Source organism: Pseudobdellovibrionaceae bacterium (assembly GCA_023898385.1).
Classification (GTDB): Bacteria; Bdellovibrionota; Bdellovibrionia; order Bdellovibrionales; family UBA1609.
Map to the genome: position 1 here is coordinate 837,275 of CP060220.1, position 22,531 is coordinate 859,805.

At 47.5% G+C, this 22,531-nt stretch carries 23 protein-coding genes; 18 read left to right on the forward strand and 5 right to left on the reverse strand.

The window, feature by feature from the left end; translation table 11 throughout:
* Positions 1-24 precede the first annotated feature (24 nt).
* The 3 genes from H6626_03565 to H6626_03575 form a co-directional block, all read right to left on the reverse strand.
* A complete protein-coding gene (locus tag H6626_03565) occupies positions 25-1,146 on the reverse strand; it encodes a Glu/Leu/Phe/Val dehydrogenase (protein ID USN48178.1) in 1,122 nt (373 codons plus the stop codon).
* Between the two features lie 98 nt (positions 1,147-1,244).
* On the reverse strand, positions 1,245-3,119 hold the full coding sequence (locus H6626_03570) for a hypothetical protein (GenBank protein ID USN48179.1): 1,875 nt from the start codon (positions 3,117-3,119) through the stop codon (positions 1,245-1,247).
* Positions 3,120-3,277: 158 nt separating this feature from the next.
* Positions 3,278-3,928 carry a hypothetical protein gene (locus H6626_03575; protein USN48180.1) on the reverse strand — a complete coding sequence of 217 codons (651 nt, stop codon included), beginning with the start codon at positions 3,926-3,928 and terminating at the stop codon, positions 3,278-3,280.
* 333 nt (positions 3,929-4,261) lie between these two features.
* Here H6626_03575 and H6626_03580 point away from each other — a divergent pair, with 333 nt between their 5' ends.
* The 4 genes from H6626_03580 to H6626_03595 all read left to right on the forward strand — a co-directional run bounded on the left by H6626_03580 (position 4,262) and on the right by H6626_03595 (position 7,619).
* Positions 4,262-4,807 carry a site-specific integrase gene (locus tag H6626_03580; GenBank protein ID USN48181.1) on the forward strand — a complete coding sequence of 182 codons (546 nt, stop codon included), beginning with the start codon at positions 4,262-4,264 and terminating at the stop codon, positions 4,805-4,807.
* Positions 4,808-5,154: 347 nt separating this feature from the next.
* Positions 5,155-5,667, forward strand: a complete 513-nt coding sequence (locus tag H6626_03585) for a hypothetical protein (protein ID USN48182.1) — start codon at positions 5,155-5,157, stop codon at positions 5,665-5,667.
* Complete coding sequence (locus H6626_03590; GenBank protein ID USN48183.1) at positions 5,664-6,374, forward strand: hypothetical protein; 711 nt, start codon at positions 5,664-5,666, stop codon at positions 6,372-6,374. The genes H6626_03585 and H6626_03590 overlap by 4 nt, the downstream gene beginning before the upstream one ends.
* Positions 6,375-6,833: 459 nt before the next feature.
* On the forward strand, positions 6,834-7,619 hold the full coding sequence (locus tag H6626_03595) for a hypothetical protein (protein ID USN48184.1): 786 nt from the start codon (positions 6,834-6,836) through the stop codon (positions 7,617-7,619).
* A gap of 404 nt (positions 7,620-8,023) precedes the next feature.
* On the opposite strand, the gene H6626_03600 is transcribed toward H6626_03595, so the two are convergent.
* Together H6626_03600 and H6626_03605 are read right to left on the reverse strand one after the other, a co-directional pair.
* Positions 8,024-8,887 (reverse strand): hypothetical protein, encoded by an 864-nt coding sequence (locus H6626_03600; GenBank protein ID USN48185.1) that lies wholly within the window; start codon positions 8,885-8,887, stop codon positions 8,024-8,026.
* 88 nt (positions 8,888-8,975) lie between these two features.
* Positions 8,976-9,257: a hypothetical protein gene (locus H6626_03605; protein USN48186.1), complete on the reverse strand. Its 282-nt coding sequence runs from the start codon at positions 9,255-9,257 to the stop codon at positions 8,976-8,978.
* A gap of 162 nt (positions 9,258-9,419) precedes the next feature.
* Here H6626_03605 and H6626_03610 point away from each other — a divergent pair, with 162 nt between their 5' ends.
* The 14 genes from H6626_03610 to H6626_03675 all read left to right on the forward strand — a co-directional run bounded on the left by H6626_03610 (position 9,420) and on the right by H6626_03675 (position 22,216).
* Positions 9,420-10,013 carry a DUF177 domain-containing protein gene (locus tag H6626_03610; protein ID USN48187.1) on the forward strand — a complete coding sequence of 198 codons (594 nt, stop codon included), beginning with the start codon at positions 9,420-9,422 and terminating at the stop codon, positions 10,011-10,013.
* Positions 10,014-10,129: 116 nt separating this feature from the next.
* Positions 10,130-10,315, forward strand: coding sequence for a 50S ribosomal protein L32 (rpmF, locus tag H6626_03615; protein ID USN48188.1), 186 nt, complete (start codon positions 10,130-10,132; stop codon positions 10,313-10,315).
* Positions 10,316-10,367: 52 nt separating this feature from the next.
* Positions 10,368-11,354, forward strand: a complete 987-nt coding sequence (locus H6626_03620; protein USN48946.1) for a ketoacyl-ACP synthase III — start codon at positions 10,368-10,370, stop codon at positions 11,352-11,354.
* A 3-nt stretch (positions 11,355-11,357) separates the two neighbouring features.
* Positions 11,358-12,329: an ACP S-malonyltransferase gene (gene fabD / locus H6626_03625; protein ID USN48189.1), complete on the forward strand. Its 972-nt coding sequence runs from the start codon at positions 11,358-11,360 to the stop codon at positions 12,327-12,329.
* Positions 12,326-13,063 carry a 3-oxoacyl-[acyl-carrier-protein] reductase gene (gene fabG, locus H6626_03630; protein ID USN48190.1) on the forward strand — a complete coding sequence of 246 codons (738 nt, stop codon included), beginning with the start codon at positions 12,326-12,328 and terminating at the stop codon, positions 13,061-13,063. Before fabD ends, fabG begins: the two co-directional genes overlap by 4 nt.
* 43 nt (positions 13,064-13,106) lie before the next feature.
* Complete coding sequence (gene acpP / locus H6626_03635) at positions 13,107-13,346, forward strand: acyl carrier protein (protein USN48191.1); 240 nt, start codon at positions 13,107-13,109, stop codon at positions 13,344-13,346.
* A complete protein-coding gene (fabF, locus tag H6626_03640) occupies positions 13,346-14,632 on the forward strand; it encodes a beta-ketoacyl-ACP synthase II (protein ID USN48192.1) in 1,287 nt (428 codons plus the stop codon). Before acpP ends, fabF begins: the two co-directional genes overlap by 1 nt.
* 21 nt (positions 14,633-14,653) lie before the next feature.
* Positions 14,654-15,106: a ribose 5-phosphate isomerase B gene (gene rpiB / locus H6626_03645; protein USN48193.1), complete on the forward strand. Its 453-nt coding sequence runs from the start codon at positions 14,654-14,656 to the stop codon at positions 15,104-15,106.
* 14 nt (positions 15,107-15,120) lie between these two features.
* A complete protein-coding gene (locus tag H6626_03650; GenBank protein USN48194.1) occupies positions 15,121-16,356 on the forward strand; it encodes a serine hydroxymethyltransferase in 1,236 nt (411 codons plus the stop codon).
* Positions 16,304-16,969, forward strand: a complete 666-nt coding sequence (locus tag H6626_03655) for a M23 family metallopeptidase (GenBank protein USN48195.1) — start codon at positions 16,304-16,306, stop codon at positions 16,967-16,969. The genes H6626_03650 and H6626_03655 overlap by 53 nt, the downstream gene beginning before the upstream one ends.
* Positions 16,970-17,062: 93 nt before the next feature.
* Positions 17,063-17,902 carry a TIGR02147 family protein gene (locus H6626_03660; GenBank protein USN48196.1) on the forward strand — a complete coding sequence of 280 codons (840 nt, stop codon included), beginning with the start codon at positions 17,063-17,065 and terminating at the stop codon, positions 17,900-17,902.
* 398 nt (positions 17,903-18,300) lie between these two features.
* On the forward strand, positions 18,301-19,449 hold the full coding sequence (locus tag H6626_03665; GenBank protein USN48197.1) for a hypothetical protein: 1,149 nt from the start codon (positions 18,301-18,303) through the stop codon (positions 19,447-19,449).
* Positions 19,450-19,452: 3 nt separating this feature from the next.
* Complete coding sequence (locus tag H6626_03670; protein ID USN48198.1) at positions 19,453-20,565, forward strand: SDR family oxidoreductase; 1,113 nt, start codon at positions 19,453-19,455, stop codon at positions 20,563-20,565.
* Positions 20,558-22,216 carry an AMP-binding protein gene (locus tag H6626_03675; protein USN48199.1) on the forward strand — a complete coding sequence of 553 codons (1,659 nt, stop codon included), beginning with the start codon at positions 20,558-20,560 and terminating at the stop codon, positions 22,214-22,216. Before H6626_03670 ends, H6626_03675 begins: the two co-directional genes overlap by 8 nt.
* Positions 22,217-22,531: the final 315 nt, after the last annotated feature.

Here is a 22,531-nt window from a genome sequence, read left to right on the forward strand (position 1 = left end):
AAATCTCCTTCGCCGCCCGACGAATTACTTTTGTCTTTCGTTCATTTCTTTTAGCGTGGAAAAAGGCCTGGCCGTTCGCCCATGATGGTGCTGGCGAAGCCCCCCGATTTTTTCAATTCGGTGCTCTGCCAAACGGTCAGCGGCTCGCTGTGTGGCAATGTTTTCGCGCTTTGATATGGCAAAGACCTTCATTAGGTTATCATAAACCTGAGTGGTTTTTTCAAAAGCCCGATCAGATGAATAGCCCTCTAGCTCAACAAACACATTCATCAATCCGCCAGCGTTGATCACGTAATCGGGCGCGTACAAAATGTTCATTTCCATTAAGGCGTCACCATGGCGCAATTCAGCCAGCTGATTATTTGCCCCACCAGCAACGATAGAGCATTTTAGATTTGCAATGGTGTCGTCATTGATCACTGCACCGAGTGCGCAAGGAGCAAAAACGTCACATTCGCTAGTGATAATGCCCTGTGGATCTAAGGAAGTGAGGTCATACTTACCAGAAATGCGCTTCACTTTATCTTGATCAATGTCGGCCACGGTCACAACGGCCCCCTCTTTAATCAAAAACTCCACCAAATGGGAACCCACATTGCCTAAACCCTGCACGGCAACCCGCACGCCTTTAAGTGAGTCAGCCCCGAGTTTTTCTTTTACCGCGGCCTTTATGCCCATCAATGTTCCATGCGCCGTATAGGGGCTGGGGTCACCCGAGCCACCAAAGGCCTCAGGGATTCCGGTGACATAGGGGGTTTCCATAAACACGTACTCCATGTCATTGACCGTTGTGCCCACATCTTCTGCGGTGATGTACTTGCCACGCAAAGAGTTCACGTAAGTTCCGAACGCCCGAAACATCTCTTCGGTTTTATCTGTCTTGGGATTACCAATGATAACAGCTTTGCCTCCGCCTAAGTTTAGGCCGGCTGCTGCAGCCTTGTAGGTCATCCCTTTAGAGAGACGAAGAACATCGATAAGGGCGTCGTCTTCGTTGTCGTAGTTCCACATGCGTGTGCCGCCAAGGGCGGGGCCCAGCGTGGTGTTATGAATGGCAATAATAGCTTTCAGTCCCACGTCTTTGTTTTGGCAGAAAATCACTTCTTCATGGTCGCCGTATTGCTCAATGAGTTCAAAAGTGGCCATAGGATAAATCCCCCTTGCGATGCTGCGCTGCAGACGTCTGTAATTGGCATCACGAGGATAGGAATATGTCTAAAAGAGAGCAAGAAAAAACTGTGGCGTTACGGGCAGTTACTCGGAGCGCCATGGACCAAACAAGTCCCCGGGGAGCCGTCAAGACTGCCTCCAGTACCCGCCTGAAGTCCCCCACTGACGTTCACGTTTACCACTGAGGAACCCTGATATCCGCCGCCAGGCATCTCAAAGTGAATTCGCCCTCCGGCACCGGCCCCCACATTGTCTGATGTTGCGCCACCGGCCGCCTTGAGCTGAAAGTTGCCATCCACTTGCGCCGTCTCTGCTTTTACATAAACCGACCCGCCGGCACCGCCCGACTCCACTGCTCCTGATCCATCATTGCCATCGGCGTCAACGTAAAGTCCACCACCAGTGAACACGCGAATGGCTTTTGACAGCAATCGGACTATGCCGCCGCCATGGCCTGTGGGGGACGCATTGGCGCCGCCAGCTCCCCCCATGTAGATGGGACCAAACAGACACAGTTCGGCTGGCAGAATATCTCCACAGGTCGTCGCGCCGACCGCGGCACCGCCGAGACCTGCGCCTCCGCCACCCACGCCGCCATGGCCACCGCCGCCCCCTTGAGCGCCGCCATTGCCGTTAACTGTAGACACGCCTTGTTCAATGCCCCTGATCGATTCCCCGGGCCCACCAGATCGCGCCTGAAACCCTTGCGCAGACATATCAAATGTCACACTCACCCCACTGGGAACATAGGTTTCATTGGCCACTCGTAAAATCATCAGTCCACCGTTGTGGTTTCCAGAATCAAGATTTCCAAAGTTATTTGAAAGAGTCACATTAGATGTGGTGTCCACTTGAATGCGATTGAGGTGAGGGACGCGAACAGCGACCAGTCGACAAAATTGGCGTGTGTCGGTGCCCGCCGACGTATCGGACGCAAAATTTCCTGTGAGTTGAGTGGTCGTGATATTTGAAAACCGCGAATCAAAAATTTCTAAATGCAATTCTCCATTAGCCACCACATTGAGCACCTTAGATGATGTTCGAGCCCCCGCCCTTGGCCCCGAAAGCGGATCCCCGCAACCGGTTCTTATAAGATCCCCATTATGATTTTCGGCCGCCACATACAACATCACCTCATCGCCGGGCGCCGCATGAGTGGCCTGAGTCCAACTATCATGAAGCATCACTCTCACTTCGCGATCAGAAATTTTTTGCAGATCCGTGACCTGCGTGATCGATGTGAGGTTTCGGCCATTGTTGGAGCTTGCAACGGTGTCCAGATAAGTGGTTCCACTTGAGATGAGCAAATCCCCATCAAACCCACCGCCATAAGATATGGGCTCACTGCCAAGCTCCGGTGCATTGATTGAAAAATCACAATCGGTCAGTCGAATCGTATTTGCATCCAATGAACGGTACATAGTGAGGCTCATCTCGCCAGGCGGCAGATCTAACACTGTGGCATCGAGCACGTGGGGTTCAGAAAAGTTGGACTTATCAAGGTTTGGGTCTGTTAACGGTGTGCAGGCCCCTGATTCCGAATGCCACCCCACCAACCGAAGGGTTCGAGCGGGCCCCGAAGGAACATCGTTGATCATGAGAGTGCTTCCCGCAGAAAAAAGTCCCGCAAACAGCCCCACTTTAAATAGAGTTCCATCCGAGCGAGTGCACTGTTTATTCTCAAGTCCAGGACCTGAAACAAAAACAGCATAGCAGTTAACGTCGTCAACCGATGTGGGGTTGATAAAAGAATTCCACGCGGCAGTTTCTCCGGTGGCATCCGTGCTGTAAAGTTGAGGCCAAGAGGCGGTCATAAAAAGGGGGTTCAAAGTTTTATTAGTAGCCGCCGCTGCGGGGAGGTGCACCACGAGTTTTGAGGTCTCTGAGGCTTGCCGTGTGCAGTGGGTTGAAAAAATGGCCGTAAATATAAGAAATAAATAGATACGCATACGCCGCCCCCATGGATCGATGTTCGATCCTTATTATAGGGCTGATTGACCTAAATAAAAGTCCAGTTCACTTTCGGGGTTGCGCCGCAAAAAACGTAAGTGAGTTGAATGCACTTTGAGACGCCCCATTGGATTCATCAAGGCCGCTTTGCCGGATGTTATTTGAGCAGCATATAAGCCAAAAGTGCTAGCCAGAGCCCCGTATTGGCCAATAATAAGATCTTCCAGAGATTTAAATATCTATCATTCCCCGCAGAACCACTACTTTGGGATGTGCCATAGAGGCGCCTCTGCATCTCAAACTCAAGGCGCTTCATTTTATCATCTACTTTTTTGTTCAACTCTTGAAGTTTTGCATTCTGGTCGGTGAAAGCCGCCGGCTTAAAGCTATTTTTTGGATGATACTCCGGGCTTCGCTCCACTAGTTCCAAATACCACTGCAGAGCTCGATATATATGAGGCGGGACTTTTCTGTCGTCTCGGCACCAGCGAGTCCATGCAGAGGGATCCACCATTAAAAGTTGCGCCATTTTTCGTCGCGATAAACCCAATTTTTCGCGGATTTGCTCAAGGTCCCCGAGAGTTTTTTTTAGCACAGCCACTTCGGCCTCATAGTGCATGCGGAGTGAAGTTTTAGGTCGCTGGAGCGATGAAAAACCTAGGTTTTTGGTGTCTGTAGGAGTGGTTTTTGGCGGACTCTCTGGGGCCGGCGCTCCACTGGCCTCCTCAATGGCCTGACCAAGGATCTGGTCCACTTCGTCACCACTCAAGTCTGAGAAAAGTTCTTTAATATGATTTTCCGGATCCACGCACCCCTCCTTGAGTCATCTCGACCAACATCAAATTGCATCTCGCAATTTTATATATTGTGTTTTACAATAGTACTAATTGCAAATGGCATTTCGAGGCCAGGACGCGCTATAATATTTAGTCTAATTAAGGCAACAAAATCACCCTAAGGCCAAGATCTGCATGATTTCAAAATTACCTAAAGCTTATAGTTATAAGTTTTAGTATTAAGGTATTGTTTTTAAAGGGATTAAGTGCTTCAATTAATCTGTGTAGTCATTTGGCTCTGCGCTCCAATGCAACAACACGGCGCAGCACCAGTGAAAAAATCAGACTCGCGAGGTTAATGCATCATGTCTACTGCATCACGTTATTCGCTCAATAAATCCAAGTATCTTTTGGATCCAGAGGTCCAGCAACTCACCCATTTACTGAAAAGTCACATTGATCGCGACAAAAGAAACTGCACACTTTTATTTTTGGGTCTTCACACAGGAGGCCGCGCCCAGGAGCTTTTGCAAATCAGGCACAGTGATTTAGACTCCCACCATGAAACGGTCCTTATTCGGGGGCTTAAGGGCTCCAATGACCGCGAAATTCCCGTGGCCTCTTGGTTGTTTCGCGAACTCACTCGAGTCTCCGAGGAGCAGCTTCAGGCGGGCTCGGGGGAGTTTGTTTTCCCCATCTCCTACAACAGGCTTTATCAAATTTGGGACTTCTATCGACCCGTCGCCAAAAAGTTTCACTCTTTACGCCACACCTTCGCCATTCGCCTCTATAAGAAAACCCGGGACATTCGCCTGTTACAGGTGGCCTTAGGGCACCGAAACATCGCTAACACCATGATTTATGCAGATTATGTGTACTCACAAAGTGAACTTCGCCGACTTCTGCTTTGATTAGAATATAAGAAGGATAAAGCACCTATTTTGCTTAGCGGCCGTATATCACCCCACCCACGGCAGTCATTTTTAGCGCGGTCTCTTATATTTTCTGGCACATGTTATCAGGGATCCAATTAAGATTATTTTTTTACTTTTTTGGCGAGATGGTGCCCTTAGTCTGAGGTTCCAGCCGTGCCCTTGAGGCGCTCACGCTCAGTAAGGCGCGCTAAAGCTTCAAAAATTTCAAGGGGCCTTATTTCTGCCCAGTAATTTGATCGACTTCATAATCAGCGAATATAATTAATATATTTCAGATTGCGACATCGTATAACTTGTCGTAAAATGAGTCTAGGAGGTTTGCCATGGATAAGTCCCAGATGATAAGAGCCCTTGAATGTTTAGATGCTAAATTAGATCGACCCACAAGACTTGTTCTGGGAGGTGGCGGAGCTCTGATTCTGGCCCATGGACTGCCTCTTGTTACCCATGATCTTGATGCTGTTCCGCTCGATATGGAGCTGAGTGAACTCGATCGCCTGATCAAGCAAGTGTCTGTTGAGCTACAAATTCCTGGGGACTGGATGAATCCCTATTTTTCAACATTCACTCACACATTACCGGCTGACTACAAAGACCGTTTGGCTGTGGCCTTTCAAGGGCAAAACCTAAAAGTGTTGGCTCTTGGCAAAGATGAAATGTTGATTATGAAATGCTTTGCCCATCGCTTGAAGGATGTGGGTCACGCCAAAGCATTGATTAAAAAAGGAGCTCGGGTGAAATTTGTCGAGTCCCACATCGAAAAATTGCTCGAAAAAAGGATACCATTGGCACAAGAGGCCTTGGATTTTCTTGATGAGCTTGTGGATGAGTCATGAAGGGCCTTGTAAACATCCCCACCCCTTCAGACTTAGAGGTTGCCTACAGTGAATTACAGAATTCAGGTGGCCCGCTTGCCGCTGTTCGTCTTGTGACGCTAGCGGAGTGGACGCGGTTTGATCCTAGATTGGGCGAACTCTTGATTAGTCACGTCGGCGATCATTGGCATGACATTGACCCCATGAAGCTCAATCAGTTGATTGTAGGTTCAACGTGGCCGGCTGTGTGGGGGGTGCTGCTTTCGCAAACGCTGTTGCGCAACCGAATTAACCAAAGTCAAAAAACTTTTGATAAAAATCGCTTTGCTCATTGGCAAAAATTGGTTTTGGCTGGGGTGGCGCCCACTAACGGTCGCCCCCAATTTTTCATTGGACTCTTGCGTCCTGGCAGCCCTCTGATGGCGAAATATGCGACTCGATCCACCCGAGCCTTTGAAAATTGGGGTTTTATAGGGCAAGAAGTGATGATAAATAAGTTTGCAGCCCACCCCCAGACCGTACTCGATAGAAAACACCGCATGCGAGCGTTATCAGAGCTTCTAAAGAATGGCTCCCACATCACCGTCGATGACTACATCCACGCCCTAGACTACAAGGTCTCCCGCCGCCAAGCCCAGCGCGATATCCAATCCTTCCCCGGAATTAAATCGAAAGGTCACACACGCAACCGCGTTTTTTGGACGCCCGTCCCTAGTGGCTACCAGTGATGCAGAGTTTAAATAATCTATCTTGATCTTGAACAGCTCTTTAGGCCATTAGCCAGAAAGTCCCACTCGTTGCTCCACACATTTCCCTTACGGATTCACGAAAAGACCCAAGACATTCGTCTGCTGTAATTGGCGATGGAGCATCGAAATACTGCCAACGACTTAATCTTTACTGACTATGAGCACTCCCAAAGCGAGCTTTGTCGACACCTTTTGTAAACAGTCGACAACCGGACTAGTACACCACTTCAAATGGTTTATAATATTCACTAGGCGCACCATCCTCCCCGACCCTCCTTTTTCAAAGCCATGGGACGACGTTTGTCGGCTCGGCTCGAGGAACGTCTTTAATGCTTGCTCAAGAGCTGGCATTTCAATAAGCGACCCAATCTTGGGTGCCAGTTGATTTTGGGGTGTTAGCGCCATTGGCAAATTCACTTAGGTCGCTGGAGGCTGTTGATGAAAAACTTTAATGTTGCACTCATTGCATTGATACTATTGTCTGCTAACCCGATGGCGTGGGCCAAAGATTACAGCGACCTTCTAAATAATAGTGATTTAAAGATCACCAGGTCGGGTCTTACGATCATTAATGACCATTCCCATTATCAAACCAGTGAGAAACATGGCGCTATCAGAAAATTAAAGGGCCAAGAAATGGTCTACTATGCCGACCTTGTCGAACACTCCACATACAAAACGCTTCATGTTTTTGCACCTACTAGCAAAGGTCAATTCACTTACAATGCCTATAGAATTCAAGATGCATCATTAAACAACTTTGTGACTTGCGACCTGCAGCTCGATAAAGGCCTTATTCTAGACACCAAAAAAATGGACTGTTTGCACATCAACGAGTACTTGTGTGGCCGTACCGCACAAGGCCTGAAGCGAGGGGCGGACTCGTCAAAAACCGAGAGCGAAAATGTTGAAGCCATGAAGGCCTCCATTCCACGATTTATGAAGGTCAACAGCAACAATAAACATGTGGCCAATAGCAACAACATCTATCTCCGCCAATCCACCCGCAGAATCACTGACGAGATTTCCCATTTCAAAAAGGTTTTTGGAGAAAATAAGTTCACCGTGGACACTTCAGAAAAGCCCCTTGAAGAGGTTCATCAAAAAAGGGCTTCACGACAGGACGTCGAAAAACTAGTCTCACGCATTAGCGATGCCTGCAAAAAAGCCGGATGGAGTCATTCAAAGCGGCAAAAAGATACCCTTAGTCCCGGCACCAAGTAACCGCCAGATCCCATCACCGTCCCTACAGACTCTCCTCAAGGTAGCTTTTGAGTTTTTTTCGAGATATTTGGGTGTATCGAGGCCCATTTGCGGCTTTTTGTTTTATTTGTGTCTTATTTTGAGAATTACATTGGTGTATCCGTACTTTCACTACCTCCTCCCAAGATACCACCTGATAGAATCGCAAATTCGCGTTTAGGCGAATGCGGAAACGTTGTTTTTCGCGTTTTGTGTTAAAAATATTTCATCATGATTAAGGACATGCAGCGAACAGTTCGAGAATACTTAGGGCCGGAGGACTACACAGGAGAGTCGCCTTTTGAGTGAACAACAACTGCCAAACGAATAAATTTTCTCGCTGATTCGTGGCCAGTCGCTTATTTTTATTTATGCCGTAGGATTTCTTAATCTTGCGGTTTGATATGCGCCCGGAAGAAGCGACTATTCACCTTTTGCCCATCGCCCTCCACGACACCAAATAATCCAACAGAAGTGCCATAGTTGAAATAGCTTTCATCGACGGCAACAGGCTGCCCTTTATAGTCATCGGCAATCACTTCGCTCATAGGTGGATTATTGGGATCATAAATGGGCGCTTGCTTGCCATCGTCAAAAATCAAATAAAGGCCATTGGTACTCGCTTGTATCAGCCTATACAGTTCGGTGTCCTCAATGTTGCTAAAAGATTGGTAAACCATGCTCTTTAAAAGGGGATGATTGGGGTTTCTTAAAAAACTCGTTTTTGTTTTTGGCAACTCTACTGTTGTCATGTCCCCTGGCCAAATCACGATTTCCAATCGGTTCATAGGTGTTGATGTCTCTTTGGCCCGACCGGCGTCAATGATGCTAACCTCAGTTTTAAACTCTTCGAGCACCTTGTTTTTTAGATATTCAGCCGTGACAGCAATCGCTTTGGCGTCTAGGTCATTTAAGTAGATCCGCCCTACTTTGCCATATCGGCCCACCATCTCTTTGATCGATAGCCAAGTTCCGAAAAATTGCCGATCAGGATCACCTGGTCTCACATCCACATGGTTGACACAGCCAAGTTCAATATGATTAAGACCGGCGGCCTCCGGCGAGAGAAAATCAATTTTGGATGAAATCTTAGATGTTGATTTTAAATGATTTGAGCATGAAACATCGGCATCCCGATCATTTCCTGAAGATCCAAATGCTCCCTGAAAACACAGAAATACAAGAATGAATGCATTTACTCTCAACATAAACAATTTTTTACCTCGGACTTGCACAGCAGATGGGTCCATTTAACTCTAACACATGGCTGGATCCATCCTGTCTGATGGATCCATTTATGAATTTTACTACGGCAACGGACAGTAGACCCGCAGCAACCTATCGATTGTCTGCAACCCCAGACTCATCAGTGAAGTTAGTTTCTGACTGATAAAGATCAATGACATCTTCGGCGGCCACATCTTTTCGAGCTTGGTCATAAATATCATTCAGGCTCGCCGTCAGGTCTGACTCAGACTTTTCTGTTTGATCGATCATCTTATTAAAGTCGATTTTCACCGTGGGCTTTTCAATTTCCATAGCGTTGGCTGAAATTCCGTAGCTTGCCAAAAGTGCGAAAACCACTGCAATCATTAAAAATAGTCGAGTTTGTAAATTCATACCTCACCTCCTCGTTACCTTAACCCCTGTGCAACGCCAAGACCCGAGGCGGGGCCATAGGTTTGAGTAGAGGGTGCTATGCCAGAGCAGTAACAATTTGCGCTTTTTGCGTGTAAATTGTGTGGACGTTTCTGGGGGTGAGATGCTACAACGCTTAGCCTTATGTTACAGAAACACAGTCGTCATGACCTTCACATTCATTTAAACGAGCTCCCTGAACAGGGCTGGGATTATCACTACACGAATAAATCCGGCGAGCTTAACGATGTCCTAAAAGACCTCATTGGTCAGCGCCCCTACAGCATTGAGTTTCATCTCAAGCCCATTGGCAACGCCTTTGAAATTCGAGGGACAATTAAAACGGCCCTCGGACTCATTTGTTCGCGATGTGCCATTGAATTTGAGTACAACGTCAATGAACCCATTAATGAGATCTTGGTCATTGAAGAGGGGCGCCCCCGCGGCAGCCGCTCTTCTCGAACTAATCATTCTAGCGAATGGACCACCGAGGGTCCTTTTTGCAACTATCTGAAAAGTCCTGTGTTTGACGTGGCCCCGTATATACACGAGCTGGTGGCCGCCTCTGAGCCCTACCAGCCCCGCCCCCAATCCGGGTGTGATGAAAACTGTGAAAACCTTAAAAAGGCTCAAAAATCTGGCTATTTTGGCCACAATGCGCCTTTAGAGCCTGAAAAACAAAGCCCTTTTTCAGTTTTGGCGGATATCAAATTAGATAAAAAGGCCACAAAGCACTAAACACAATAAAGGCTTGATTTTAATGTTTAATTCGCTAATAAAGGGCCTCTGAAATTGAGTTGCGGCACCTCGGAAGCCGACCCCAATTCATTAACTGACCTAAAAAAGGTGATAGTATGGCAAGCCCCAAATCGAAAATTTCTCGCTCTCGCCGCGGTATGCGACGGGCCCACACAAGTCTCACAGCACCCACAGTGCATAGCTGCCCGAACTGCTCGGCTTTGATGAAACCTCATCACGTATGTCCTTCATGCGGTTATTACAAAGGACGAGAAGTTGTCACGTCGGGCGATATCGCTTAGTTGAAGTGACCAACGCCGCACAACGTAGGGGGATTTTATGACCACGCCATCACTGTATCGCGCGCGTATTGAAGGAACAGGCTCCTATCTTCCGGAGCGTCTCATGACCAACCACGATTTAGAAAAGATCGTGGACACCAACGATGCATGGATTCTTGAGCGAACAGGAATTGCCGTTCGCCATTTTGCCGCTGAAGGTGAATACACCAGTGACCTTGCGCTAAAAGCCTCACAAAAGGCCCTTGAAGCAGCAAAAAAGACCCCTCAAGACATAGACATGATTATTGTAGCCACCGCCTCGCCGGATCAACCCATGCCCAACACGGCATGTGTTTTACAGGCAAAAATGGAGATGGGAAATATCCCCGCCATGGACTTGTCGGCCGCGTGCAGTGGCTTTGTCTATGCCTTTACTGTGGCCAACCAATTTATTATGACGGGCACCTATAAAAACATTCTCGTTGTCGGGGCTGAGGTTTTGCATCCGTATATCAATTACGACGATCGCGAAACTTGCATCTTGTTTGGTGATGGCGCTGGCGCTGTGGTTTTATCTCGAGCGGAAGAAGGTGATGACTCGACGGTATTCAGTTCTCACCTGCATGCGGATGGTTCTATTGGCGATCTTTTTGTTCTGCCAGCCGGAGGCTCACGATTGCCGTTTTCCCAAGATGTTCTTGATAATAACCAGCAGTTTGTGACCATGAAGGGTCGAGAGATTTTTAAACACGCTGTAAGAACCATGAGTCAAGCTTGTGGCGAAGCCCTTGAGGCCAACAATATGACCGGCGAAGACGTCAATTGGGTCGTGCCCCACCAAGCAAACATTCGAATTATAGAAGCTGTGGCGAAGCACTACGGAATCTCTATGGATAAAGTGGTAGTAGAAATAAAAAACATGGGCAACACCTCGGCCGCCACTATTCCCGTGTCCCTTGATCGCGCCGTTCGAGACGGTCGAATCACACGCGGGCAAAATCTGATTCTTACAGCATTCGGTGCCGGGATTACTAGTGGTAGCGTCCTTTTGAGGTACTAACTTATGTGGGCCGCACTTTTTCCAGGCCAAGGCAGTCAGCATGTGGGCATGGGAAAGTTTCTATTTGAAAACTTCACCACGGCCCGTTTGCGTTTTGAAGAGGCCAGCGACATTTTAGGTACAGACTTTAAACGCCTTTGTTTTGAAGGTCCCGAGTCTGACCTCGCCCTCACTGAAAACACTCAGCCGGCACTCCTTTTGGTTTCCACTTGTGCTTTTCAATGCTTTAGCGAAGAGACATCATTTCAACCTCTGGCTGCCGCTGGTCATTCTGTTGGCGAGTATGCGGCTGTGGTGGCTGGTGAAAGTCTACGGTTTTCAGACGCGATAAAGGCCGTCAAAACTCGAGGACAGTCCATGCAGCAAGCCGTGCCCGTGGGCGAAGGGGGCATGGCCGCGGTGATGGGCCTTGACGAGGCTCAGGTTCGACACATGTGTCTGTGGGCCGAAGAACAATCTGGGTTTACCCCACTGGAGCCAGCTAATTTCAATGCCCCCGGGCAAATTGTGATCAGCGGCAATCAAAAAGCCATTGACTGGCTCAAAGAGAACCTCACTAAAGACATATTTAAACCGGCCCCCTCTAAAGTTCGAATAATTCCACTTAAAGTGTCGGCCCCTTTTCATTGTTCAATGATGAAGCCCGCTCGTGAAATTATGCACAATGTGTTACATAATTTAGAGTTCTCACGTAGCCAGTTTCCCATCGTGCAGAACGTTGACGCTCAAAATTACTCGTCCGGTAATTCCCTTAGGCAACACCTTATTGAACAGGTCGACTCTCCCGTGCGCTGGATCCAATGCGTCGAAAAACTTCGAGATCTGGGTGCCACTCAGGTTATTGAATTTGGCTCCGGACAGGTTCTGTCAGGTTTAGTGAAGAAAATTGACAGCGAACATTTAGCTACGTTTAATATGAATGCTTTAGATGAATTTAAGGCCGTCGTATCGGCCTACAACCAGGACAACGCATGACGGTTCAAGGTAAAAAAATTGTGATCACTGGCAGTTCTCGAGGAATTGGTGCTGCCATAGCCAGGCAACTGGCCGCATCGGGCGCTCATGTGGCTGTCACCTATGCCGGTTCTGAGTCTTCGGCAAAGTCCGTTATTGATTCCCTAGACGGTGATGGCCATCTTTGTGCTCATTTGGATGTTCGTGATTCTGAGTCGGTCACCACGTGTTTTAAATCTATACTTGAAACCTTTGGTCAAATCGACGGACTCGTCAACAACGCAGGGATCACCAAAGATCAGTTGATCTTACGAATGAAAGACGAAGATTTTGATGAAGTGATCCAAACTAACCTACGCGGCACGTTTCTCTGCACAAAATCTGTGTTAAAACCTATGATGAAGGCGCGGTCAGGATCCATTGTGAATATCACAAGTGTGATCGGCCAAATGGGTAACCCAGGACAAGCTAACTATGCGGCCAGTAAAGCCGGTATTGAGGCTTTTTCTAAATCGGTGGCCAAAGAGCTAGGGTCCCGTGGTATTCGGGTCAACTGCGTGGCTCCAGGTTATATTGTGACCGAAATGACCGAGGCGTTGAACGAACAACAAAAATCAGCCATATTGCCAAATATTCCGCTCAATAGCCTGGGTGATGTAAATGATGTGGCTAAAGCCGTTCAGTTTTTACTCAGTGAAGATGCTAAGTACGTGACAGGGCAAACCTTAAGCGTTAATGGCGGAATGCACATGTGATTGGTTTTTTATAAATTATAACGCTTTTACTTTGGAGGAACAAATGTCAGGCGTGGATGCACAGGTAAAGAAAATTATTGAAGAACAACTGGGCGTAGAGGGTGATCGTGTAAAACCCGAGGCCTCATTTATTGATGATCTTGGCGCCGACAGCTTAGATATCGTTGAATTGGTTATGGCTATGGAAGAAGCCTTCGACATGGAGATCCCTGACGAAGAAGCTGAAAAGCTGAAGACGGTACAAGATGTGACCAGTTACATTGAAAGCAAAGGCAAGGCTTAATGAGCCATATCAGTTCAGAGAGCATCTTTAAACGCCACTCGCGCGAACAACGACGAGTGGTTGTGACGGGAATGGGAATGCTAACTCCATTGGGGTTAACATTGACTGAATCTTGGGATGCGGTTGTCAACGGACAATCCGGCATCTCCACCATCACCCAATTTGATGCCTCTGAACTAGACTCGCAAATAGCCGGTGAAGTAAAAAATTTCGATCCGGATCCTTTTGTTCCTAAAAAAGAGCAAAAAAAAATGGATCGTTTCATTCATTTTGCAATGGCCGCATCCGAAATGGCCATTTTAGATGCAGGATTAGGCTATGATGAAATTGCTGGCCTTCGCTCGGGCGCATTGGTCGGCGTGGGCATTGGCGGATTACCCCTTATTGAACGCCAACATGAAGTGCTCACCACACGGGGAGCTAGTCGCATCACACCCTTTTTCATTCCTGCCTGTATCACGAACCTGGCCTCTGGCCAGATCAGTATGCGTTGGGGACTTAAGGGGCCAAACTTTTCTGTGACCTCAGCCTGCGCCTCGGGAAATCACTCCATTGGCGAAGCGGCCAAATTCATTATGAATGGTGAAGCCGACATTATGATTGCCGGTGGCAGCGAAGCCACCATTTCTCCTTTGGCTGCTGGTGGTTTTGCGGCCATGAAAGCCTTATCCACTCGCAACAGCTCTCCGGAAACAGCCAGCCGCCCTTGGGACGTAGACAGAGATGGGTTTGTGTTAAGTGAAGGGGCCGCCATCCTTGTGCTTGAAGATTTTGAACACGCCGAAAAACGCGGCGCCCGTATCTATGGCGAACTTCGGGGGTACGGCGTGTCTTCTGACGCCTATCATATGTCAGCGCCGTCTCCTGGTGGCGAAGGGGCTGCTCGGGCTATGAAATCGGCCATTACAAATGCTTACCTCAATGTTGAAGACATTGGTTATATAAATGCTCACGGCACCAGCACTCCTGTGGGTGACTCCATTGAAACCCAAGCGATAAAATCTGTATTCGGTGATCACGCCTATAAACTCTGGATCAGCAGCACGAAAAGCATGACAGGACACACACTAGGGGCCGCTGGCGCCATTGAAAGCGTATTTAGTTTGATGACGCTGACAAAGAGTGTGGCACCACCCACAATCAATCTTGATAGCCCCAGCGAAGATTGTGATTTGGATTATGTGCCCGGCGTAGCTCGAGAACGAAATTTTGATCATGTCATCAATAACAGTTTTGGTTTCGGTGGCACCAACGCTTGTTTGGTTTTTTCTAAAATTAACTCTTAAATCACTCAGGGAGCGGTATTTATGTCGCAAAACCCCCAGATAAAGCGCCTTTTTATTGGAACTGACCATGCGGGACTCGGCCTGAAAGAGTGGTTACAGAAAGAACGTCCTCGTCTACCATGGGAAGACCACGGCTGTTTTAACACAGAAAGAGTGGACTTCCCTGACTTTGCCGATAAAGTGGCTCAGGCTATCGTCGACACCACAGACTTTGGCGTATTGATCTGCGGATCTGGACAAGGGATGGCCATACGAGCTAATAGATACCCCCACATACGGGCGGCCCTTTGCTGGACACCTGAAGTGGCCCGCCTGAGCCGCGAACACAACAATGCTAATGTTCTCTGCCTAGGCCAGCGACTGATTTCGCCAGACATGGCACTGAAAATTCTTGATGATTTTTTGAATACGGGTTTTGCAGAAGGTCGACACACCTGCCGTGTTGAAAAACTCTCACGCCCCATAATACCTTGAAAGGACACACGCCCATGAGTCTTAAACAAACTGATTCTGAAGTGGCTAAATACATTGCCCAAGAACTCGATCGCCAAGAATATGGCCTTGAAATGATCGCCTCTGAAAATTACGTTTCAAAAGAGGTTCTTGAAGCACAAGGGTCGGTTTTGACAAACAAATATGCCGAAGGCTATCCGCGAAAACGTTATTACGGTGGCTGTGAGTTTGTGGATGAAGTGGAGCAACTGGCTATTGACCGCGCCAAACAACTCTTCTTAGCTGAGCATGTTAACGTACAACCCCATTCGGGGTCGCAGGCCAACATGGCGGTTTACTTGGCCGCCGCTCAACCGGGATCCAAAGTGCTTGGGATGGACCTCTCGCATGGAGGTCATCTCACACATGGTTCGCCTGTGAACTTTAGCGGTTTTTTATATAACCCCGTTCACTATGGACTAGACCCTGAGACCCATCAGTTGAACTACAATCAAATTGCTGACTTAGCTAAAGAACATAAACCTCAAATTATTATTGCCGGATACAGCGCTTACCCTAGAACTTTAGATTTCAAAGCTTTTCGTGAAATCGCAGACAGTGTTGGCGCAGTTTTAATGGCCGACATTGCCCATATTGCAGGGATCGTGGCTGCCGGCGAACACCAATCCCCTATTCCCTATGCCGACTACACTACCACCACCACTCATAAAACCTTGCGTGGCCCGCGAGGCGGGATGATTCTCACAAGAGAAGATCTGGGTAAAGGTGTGAACTCTAAAATTTTTCCGGGCATCCAAGGCGGTCCACTTGAGCATGTGATCGCAGCAAAGGCCGTGGCCTTTGGTGAAGCCCTGAAACCAGAATTTAAAACTTACATCAAGCAAGTTCTTGTTAATGCTAAAGTGTTGGCCGAGGTTCTGGTGGAGCGAGGCTTTCACCTTGTCACTGGGGGTACGGAAAATCATTTGATCTTGCTGGATCTTTCAACAAGAGATGACCTCACTGGCAAAGAGGGAGAAATCGCCCTGGATACGGCAGGCATCACGGTTAACAAAAATACCGTACCCAATGAAAAGCGCTCACCCTTTGTGACCAGTGGCCTTCGCATTGGAACGCCTGCATTGACCACACGGGGAATGAAAGAAGCAGAAATCAAAATTGTGGCTCATTGGATTGCTGATGTCCTCAATGATCACACCAACGAAGATTTACAAAAAAATGTACGACATCAAGTTAAAGAACTTTGTCAGCAATTTCCGCTCTATTCATAAGAGAGGTCTGATCCTGACCCTATTTTTTGTGATGACGGCTTGTTCGGGGTTGCGCAGCACCCAGGGCGTCTACAAAAGCTCATCGGGCTATTCCGGAATGGGTGAGTTTTCGGGGCCGGGTTCACTGTCACAGCCCGAATACGAAGGGCCAATGCCAGCGCCTGAGGATGACGGTGATCCCAGAAATTATGTTACGCCAAAGGGGCTCCCCGCTCCTTCTGGCCCGTTTACTCTCACCCCACCTGTGCAGCGCATGCGAATCACTCAAAGATTTGCAAACCCGAAAAACCCACGCCACCAGGGCATTGACATTGGAGGCCGCATTGGCACACCGATCTATGCGGCTCACGAGGGCGTTATTGTTTATGCGGGCACCGGCTTTAAGGGTTATGGTCGATTAATTATTATTGAGTTTGATAAAACCTGGGCCAGCCTTTACGCTCACATGAGTGTTCTTCGAATGAAGACGGGAGACACTGTACGGCCGGGCCAAGAAATAGGGCTTATGGGGAAATCCGGTCGTGTCACCGGAGTGCACTTACACTTTGAACTGCTTAAAAATAAACAGCCTGTTGACCCGCTCGAGTACTTTTCTACTTCTGTGGCGCTTTAACAGGCAAAGAACTGTTCGCAGAATAAACGAAATTTGTTCTTACTGAAAACCAACTCGCGACAGGATGTCGCAACAAAACGAAGTCGGGTGCCCATGCGGGATTATCGAGAGATTCTGATCAATGAGCTTGAACAACGACAGCTCAACAATGAGAACTACTCGCTTCGTGCTTTTGCACGAGATCTTGGGGTGGCTCCATCGCGCCTCTCAGAAATTCTTCGAGGAAAACAAGGGCTTTCTCGCGAACGCGCTCGCCAGGTGTCAAAAAAGCTGGGTTACGATGAAACGGGGCAACAGTATTTTTGCAACCTTGTTGACCTTCAACACGCTCGCAGTGCTATGGAGCGGGAGCGGGCCAAAAAACAACTCGAAAACCAAGCCAATCTTAACTCCATTCAACAAATAAAATCTGAACTTAAGTTTTTAAACCACTGGTACGATCTTGCCCTGAGGCGACTGACACAGGTTAAGGGGTTTGAATCTGACCCGCAGTGGATTGCCCATCGTCTGGGCATTTCGGTATTGGCCGCAGAACAAGCCATTGAGCAATTGGTCGCAAATGGTCTGTTAAAAAAAGACGAAAGCGGTCACTTGAGTATTTGTGAAAATATCGCCACCGGATCGAAGAATGTTCACCCTGAATATTCTGAAGAAATTAAGAATTTGTATACTGGATTTTTTGAGCGGGCCATTGAGGCGCGCCTAGATCATCCCATCGATTACCGGGACCACTCGGCCCATGTGTTTGCAATTAACTACGATCAGGTTCAAAAAATAAAGGCTTTCTTAAGAAAGCTTGAAGATGAAATTGACGCCGAGACCTATCTGAGCGAAGAAAAAGACGCCGTGTATTGCTTGGCCACACAGTTTTTTTGTATCGAGAAAAACCCTCCTCAATTTGGTAAGGCGACCACTGGCAAAAAACCATCTTGATCCCAACTTTAGTTCACCTCTTTAAAGGATTCCCTCCCAAAAAGAGTCTCATCGCTTCAAAGAACATGCGCCTTGGCCTTTTCTCACTTATATCTTTCAAATCTGACCCAAAATTAGGCGAATATGTTGCCTTACTTGTAGCCGCCTTAATAGTACACAATTAGCTTTGTTTATTCGATCTTTAAAAATATATGTTCGGCCCTGTTCTGTGGCAGCAGTTTTTCTTAACAAACTCAAAGGGTTATTTGAAACTTCGTCGGTCCACATCTGTGTTCTGTGTTGTTCTATTAAATTTATGAATTCAACTCTTTACCCTCATCCTTTGCTGCAACAAACAGCTCTCCTGAAGTCGGTACTCGAGTTGAACTGTCTTCACCTCTCCAGACACACTGGGATTCATGGATGCAGAAAAAGTATTTCGAAGAGAAGCCACACTCACTGACTGGGTCGCTCGTCATGCCTGGGGCAAAATTAAAAAAGCGCTACCGCATAAGTTTGTAAAGCGCTGCGCCATCTGTATTTTGCCTGAGACACATTCTCCGCTGAACAAAGATGGGATCTGTCCTGAATGCGAAGGGGGCACGAAAAGATCAGGGCCCGCGACACCTCAAGATGACCCGCATCGATCCCAATGGACTGAATCGTTGCATTTAATTTTACAATCAGCCTGCCACTCCGGCGGCGGCGCCTACGACGCGCTTTTGCTTTTTAGCGGAGGCAAAGATAGCACTTACATGCTGAAGCAAATTCAAGAGCAGCACCCCACACTGCGCCTTCTCTTGTTGCTTGTGGACAACGGGTTTTTAAGCCCCATCGCGGTAAACAATGCCAAATCGGTCATCCAACACTTTGATGTTGATTTTGTGCACTGGAAACTGAACCCCCGTTTCGTTGCAAAAGTGTTTAGAACAGGGTTTTTAAACCTACACTTGCAAAAAAACTACAGCCTTATTGATTTACTCGACGGGCAGATGACTTTCGATACGGCCAGAATCCTGGCTTCAAAACTTGAAATCCCCCTGGTCCTGTGCGGGCTTGGTCGCACTCAACTTGAAAATGTTTTTGGTTCCATTGGCTTTGAAATGACAGAAAAAGAAGAGGCCAATCCCTTTGAGTCTCAGGCGGGACTCCATCTAGAAGATTTGTTTTCTGATGACGAAGTGAAGTACTGGTTTCATCGAGGTTCAACTAAAGTCCCGCCTCGTTTCCTAATGCCTCTTGTGGCCTGGGGCACAGGTGAAAATGAAGTTTTAGAACACCTGCGACCTACGGGGCTAATTTCAAGCCATCACACAAGTCCCCTACTGACCAACAATCAAATTATACCGCTTATTGGAATTGTTGAAGTGCGACGATTTGGATTCAGCACATTTGAAGTGGAGTTTGCAAAAACCATTCGCCAGGGGCAGGCCGATCGGACTTACTGGCTCAATATTTTTCAAATGCTCGAATACTCGGCCCATACTGGACATTTTATGGGGGCCACTTTTGACTCCACACTGTCTCAATTGGATTTGACGCGACAACAACTCGGCTTAAGGGAGTGATCAATGGCTCACTACCTGATATCCGGGGCTACCGGCGTTCTTGGCAGCCACATCTTTAGATCAATTTTCAATAAGGGCCATCAAGTTACGCTCATGCTTCGTGGCCGCACCGAAGAAGAGCGAAGAGCACGCCTTAAAGAACTCGTCCTATTCTACAATTTGCCTCAAGAGGCCGTGGATCAAGTTCGCCTTTTGCACTTTGACCTCAGTCGACCTCATTTAGATATGAACCTTGAAGAGGCCAAAGAAACTTTCTCAAGCGCCGATCATTTCATTCACAGCGCCGCCAGTGTTCGACTCAATCAAACACCAGAGCAGGCTCGGACCATGGCCATACATGGCACCAAAAAACTTTTAGAGTTTTGCGAGCGATGGGGATTTCCCAATCACTTAAAGAAAGTGGAGTACATCTCCACCGTGGGGGTTGGGGGTAAAACTTTTTCTGAGCTTCCTGAGGCGTTTATTCATGAAACGAGGGATTTTCATAATAACTACGAAATGGCCAAATCAGAATCTGAGGATTTTATTGAACAAAAAATCCTTCAGGGCCTGCCCATCACCGTCCATCGACCCAGCATGATCATTGGCAACACCTATACCGGCGCTATTTTGCATTTTCATATTTTCTACACCCTCATCCAATTTTTAAGTGGTCAGATGACGGGTGGATTCCTGCCCACATTAGGACAGCGCAAGCTTGATGTGATCCCCGTGGACTTTGTCTCTCACGCCATCACGTCGGCCGCCATAGACCAAAACACCCGAGGTAAAGTTTTGCATTTATGTTCTGGCCCCGAGTATTCAATTCCTCTGCTTGAGCTCTCAATCTTGAGCAGAACGCAGCTCTCAAGCCATCACATTAAATTACCTGCCCTTAAGTGGATCCCGCAGGTGTTGGCTCTGGCTCTCTCAAAAGCAACGACCTACCTGCCAAAACATCCCGCCACCCGCACATTGAAATCGTTACCGCATTTTTTGAATTACCTCTCTACAAAACAAGAATTTTTAAACACTGACACAAAAGCGTGGCTTAAAACCCATAATCTGGCCGTGCCAACCCCGGAAGCCTATCTGCCTGCCGTCTTTGATTATTGGATACGGAGAACTCATGAGTGACCCAAATACAGCAAAGACTCTGCTTTCGGTTTTAGAAGATCGCGTAATCGCTTCACCAGATCAGGTGGGTTTTTTTGAAGAATATGCTGGCAGCTGGAGGCCTGTCACTTATAGAGAGTTCTCTAGGCAAGTGGCCTCATTGACGCGTTTCTTGCAAGAGTTCGGAATTGAGTCTGGCGACACTGTTGCCGTGATGGGACGGCCTCATTTAATGTGGGACTTGATCGACAAAGCAGTTATGTCATTGGGGGCTGTGGTTCTGGGTCTTGACCCTCATTTTTCACCAAAAGACTGGCAAGAACTAAAGAAAGCGCTACCAGTTAAGGCGGTGCTGTTTGAGACTCACCCTATTTTTTTTGAAGTTGGTACCAAGAGTTTTTTGAAAGACATCCTTTGGCTGAGTTGGACGGAGCTCGAAAAAAAACGCCACCTCACTCCGCCCAACGTAGAAGATGTCTTAAGCCAGATACCAAAACCCTCCTCACCAGCCACAATCATGCTCACCTCGGGTACGACGGGGCCAGCAAAAGCCATCCCATTCACCCACGAACAGCTGTTTACGGCCTGCCAGGCAGCCAAAGAGGCCCTTCAGCCCTATTCGGAAAATGAAACGTGTCCATCCACAATCTCTTGGCTTCCCATGCACAATGCAACAGGACGACTAATTACAAACGTAAGCATTGCACTGGGAGTTGCTCAGTACTATTTAAGTGATCCCACTCAAATTATGAGTGCGATCAAACAAACAAATCCACAGTACTTATTTGCCCCACCCCGGCTTTTTGAAAAAATATCCTTAAGCGTTCAAGAAAAACTGCGTGAGGCTCCGCTTCTAAAAAGACTGTTTTTAAAAATCCTAAAACAAATATCTTTCTCGAAAACACTTCGACCTTTCACCCAAAAACCCCTGAACCCACTTCGACATGCTCTATTTGGAACCAATATGAAACTCTTGTTGAGTGGCTCAGCTCCCCTTCGTCCTGATGTGGTGGATTTTTTTTCGTTCATTCACCTTCCCATTTATGAGTGCTTTGGAATGACAGAAATCGCAGCCCTAGTGACAATCAATACGCCCCATCAGTATCGTCCCGGTTCAGTCGGCAAAATACTACCTTGCCATGAATATCGATTGGCCGAAGATCAAGAGTTGTTAATCAAGGGCAGTACCGTATTCAAAGGTTATGTGGGAGCACAAAACGAAGATCTCTTCACAGACGATGGCTATTACAAAACCGGTGATATCGCTGAAATACATGAAGGCTTTGTATATTTAAAGGGCCGAAAAAAAGAAATAATCAAAACCTCAACAGGACTTCGAGTGTCACCGCTAGAACTAGAAAACCACTATTTACAAATACCCGGCGTGGAGCAGTTTATTGTGATCGGCAACAATCGAAAACACCTGACAGCCCTAATAGCAATGAGCGACTCATGGAAGACCCATTCGCTCGACACAAATGATTATGTTACAAAGCAATTGGCTTACTTTGGCCAATCCCTCCCCAAAAAGTTACGCATCAACCGCTTTTACCCGCTACAAAAGCCACTGGGCATTGAAGAGGGCCACCTCACCCCATCATTAAAATTAAGAAGGCAAAAAATAGAAGAAGACTTCGCAAGAGAAATCGACAGCCTCTACAAGTCTGCCTAAGGCCTACGAAAAGGTATCCCTTTCCTTTTTGCGTTGCTGTGCAACGCAAAAAGGAAAGGGATACCTTTTCGTAGGACCTGCCTTTGCAACGGGGCAAAGCTACACTTCAATTAACCCCGCCCACCTACTTGCGGCACCGTAGCCTTTAGACCGCTTAATACGACAAAGTAATCATTTTTTCTCAAAATGAGTCACAGGGGTGACCCAAACTGCTCGGGCAGCTCATTAAGAGGGCTCGGCTTACCGCAATTAAACTACACTGCAACTCAAATTTTTTAGTCCCTTTGAATCGGCATCAATATGAGAAGTGTGAAG

Bases quoted from the DNA above. Each gene is read 5' to 3' on its own strand.
- H6626_03600 (USN48185.1), bottom strand. From the start codon at position 8,887: ATGGACCCATCTGCTGTGCAAGTCCGAGGTAAAAAATTGTTTATGTTG.
- acpP (USN48191.1), top strand. From the start codon at position 13,107: ATGTCAGGCGTGGATGCACAGGTAAAGAAAATTATTGAAGAACAACTG.
- H6626_03655 (USN48195.1), top strand. From the start codon at position 16,304: ATGTACGACATCAAGTTAAAGAACTTTGTCAGCAATTTCCGCTCTATT.
- H6626_03650 (USN48194.1), top strand. From the start codon at position 15,121: ATGAGTCTTAAACAAACTGATTCTGAAGTGGCTAAATACATTGCCCAA.
- rpmF (USN48188.1), top strand. From the start codon at position 10,130: ATGGCAAGCCCCAAATCGAAAATTTCTCGCTCTCGCCGCGGTATGCGA.
- H6626_03675 (USN48199.1), top strand. From the start codon at position 20,558: ATGAGTGACCCAAATACAGCAAAGACTCTGCTTTCGGTTTTAGAAGAT.
- H6626_03595 (USN48184.1), top strand. From the start codon at position 6,834: ATGAAAAACTTTAATGTTGCACTCATTGCATTGATACTATTGTCTGCT.
- H6626_03670 (USN48198.1), top strand. From the start codon at position 19,453: ATGGCTCACTACCTGATATCCGGGGCTACCGGCGTTCTTGGCAGCCAC.
- H6626_03570 (USN48179.1), bottom strand. From the start codon at position 3,119: ATGCGTATCTATTTATTTCTTATATTTACGGCCATTTTTTCAACCCAC.
- H6626_03585 (USN48182.1), top strand. From the start codon at position 5,155: ATGGATAAGTCCCAGATGATAAGAGCCCTTGAATGTTTAGATGCTAAA.
- H6626_03565 (USN48178.1), bottom strand. From the start codon at position 1,146: ATGGCCACTTTTGAACTCATTGAGCAATACGGCGACCATGAAGAAGTG.
- fabF (USN48192.1), top strand. From the start codon at position 13,346: ATGAGCCATATCAGTTCAGAGAGCATCTTTAAACGCCACTCGCGCGAA.
- H6626_03660 (USN48196.1), top strand. From the start codon at position 17,063: ATGCGGGATTATCGAGAGATTCTGATCAATGAGCTTGAACAACGACAG.
- H6626_03590 (USN48183.1), top strand. From the start codon at position 5,664: ATGAAGGGCCTTGTAAACATCCCCACCCCTTCAGACTTAGAGGTTGCC.
- rpiB (USN48193.1), top strand. From the start codon at position 14,654: ATGTCGCAAAACCCCCAGATAAAGCGCCTTTTTATTGGAACTGACCAT.
- H6626_03610 (USN48187.1), top strand. From the start codon at position 9,420: ATGTTACAGAAACACAGTCGTCATGACCTTCACATTCATTTAAACGAG.
- fabD (USN48189.1), top strand. From the start codon at position 11,358: ATGTGGGCCGCACTTTTTCCAGGCCAAGGCAGTCAGCATGTGGGCATG.
- H6626_03605 (USN48186.1), bottom strand. From the start codon at position 9,257: ATGAATTTACAAACTCGACTATTTTTAATGATTGCAGTGGTTTTCGCA.
- fabG (USN48190.1), top strand. From the start codon at position 12,326: ATGACGGTTCAAGGTAAAAAAATTGTGATCACTGGCAGTTCTCGAGGA.
- H6626_03665 (USN48197.1), top strand. From the start codon at position 18,301: ATGGATGCAGAAAAAGTATTTCGAAGAGAAGCCACACTCACTGACTGG.
- H6626_03580 (USN48181.1), top strand. From the start codon at position 4,262: ATGTCTACTGCATCACGTTATTCGCTCAATAAATCCAAGTATCTTTTG.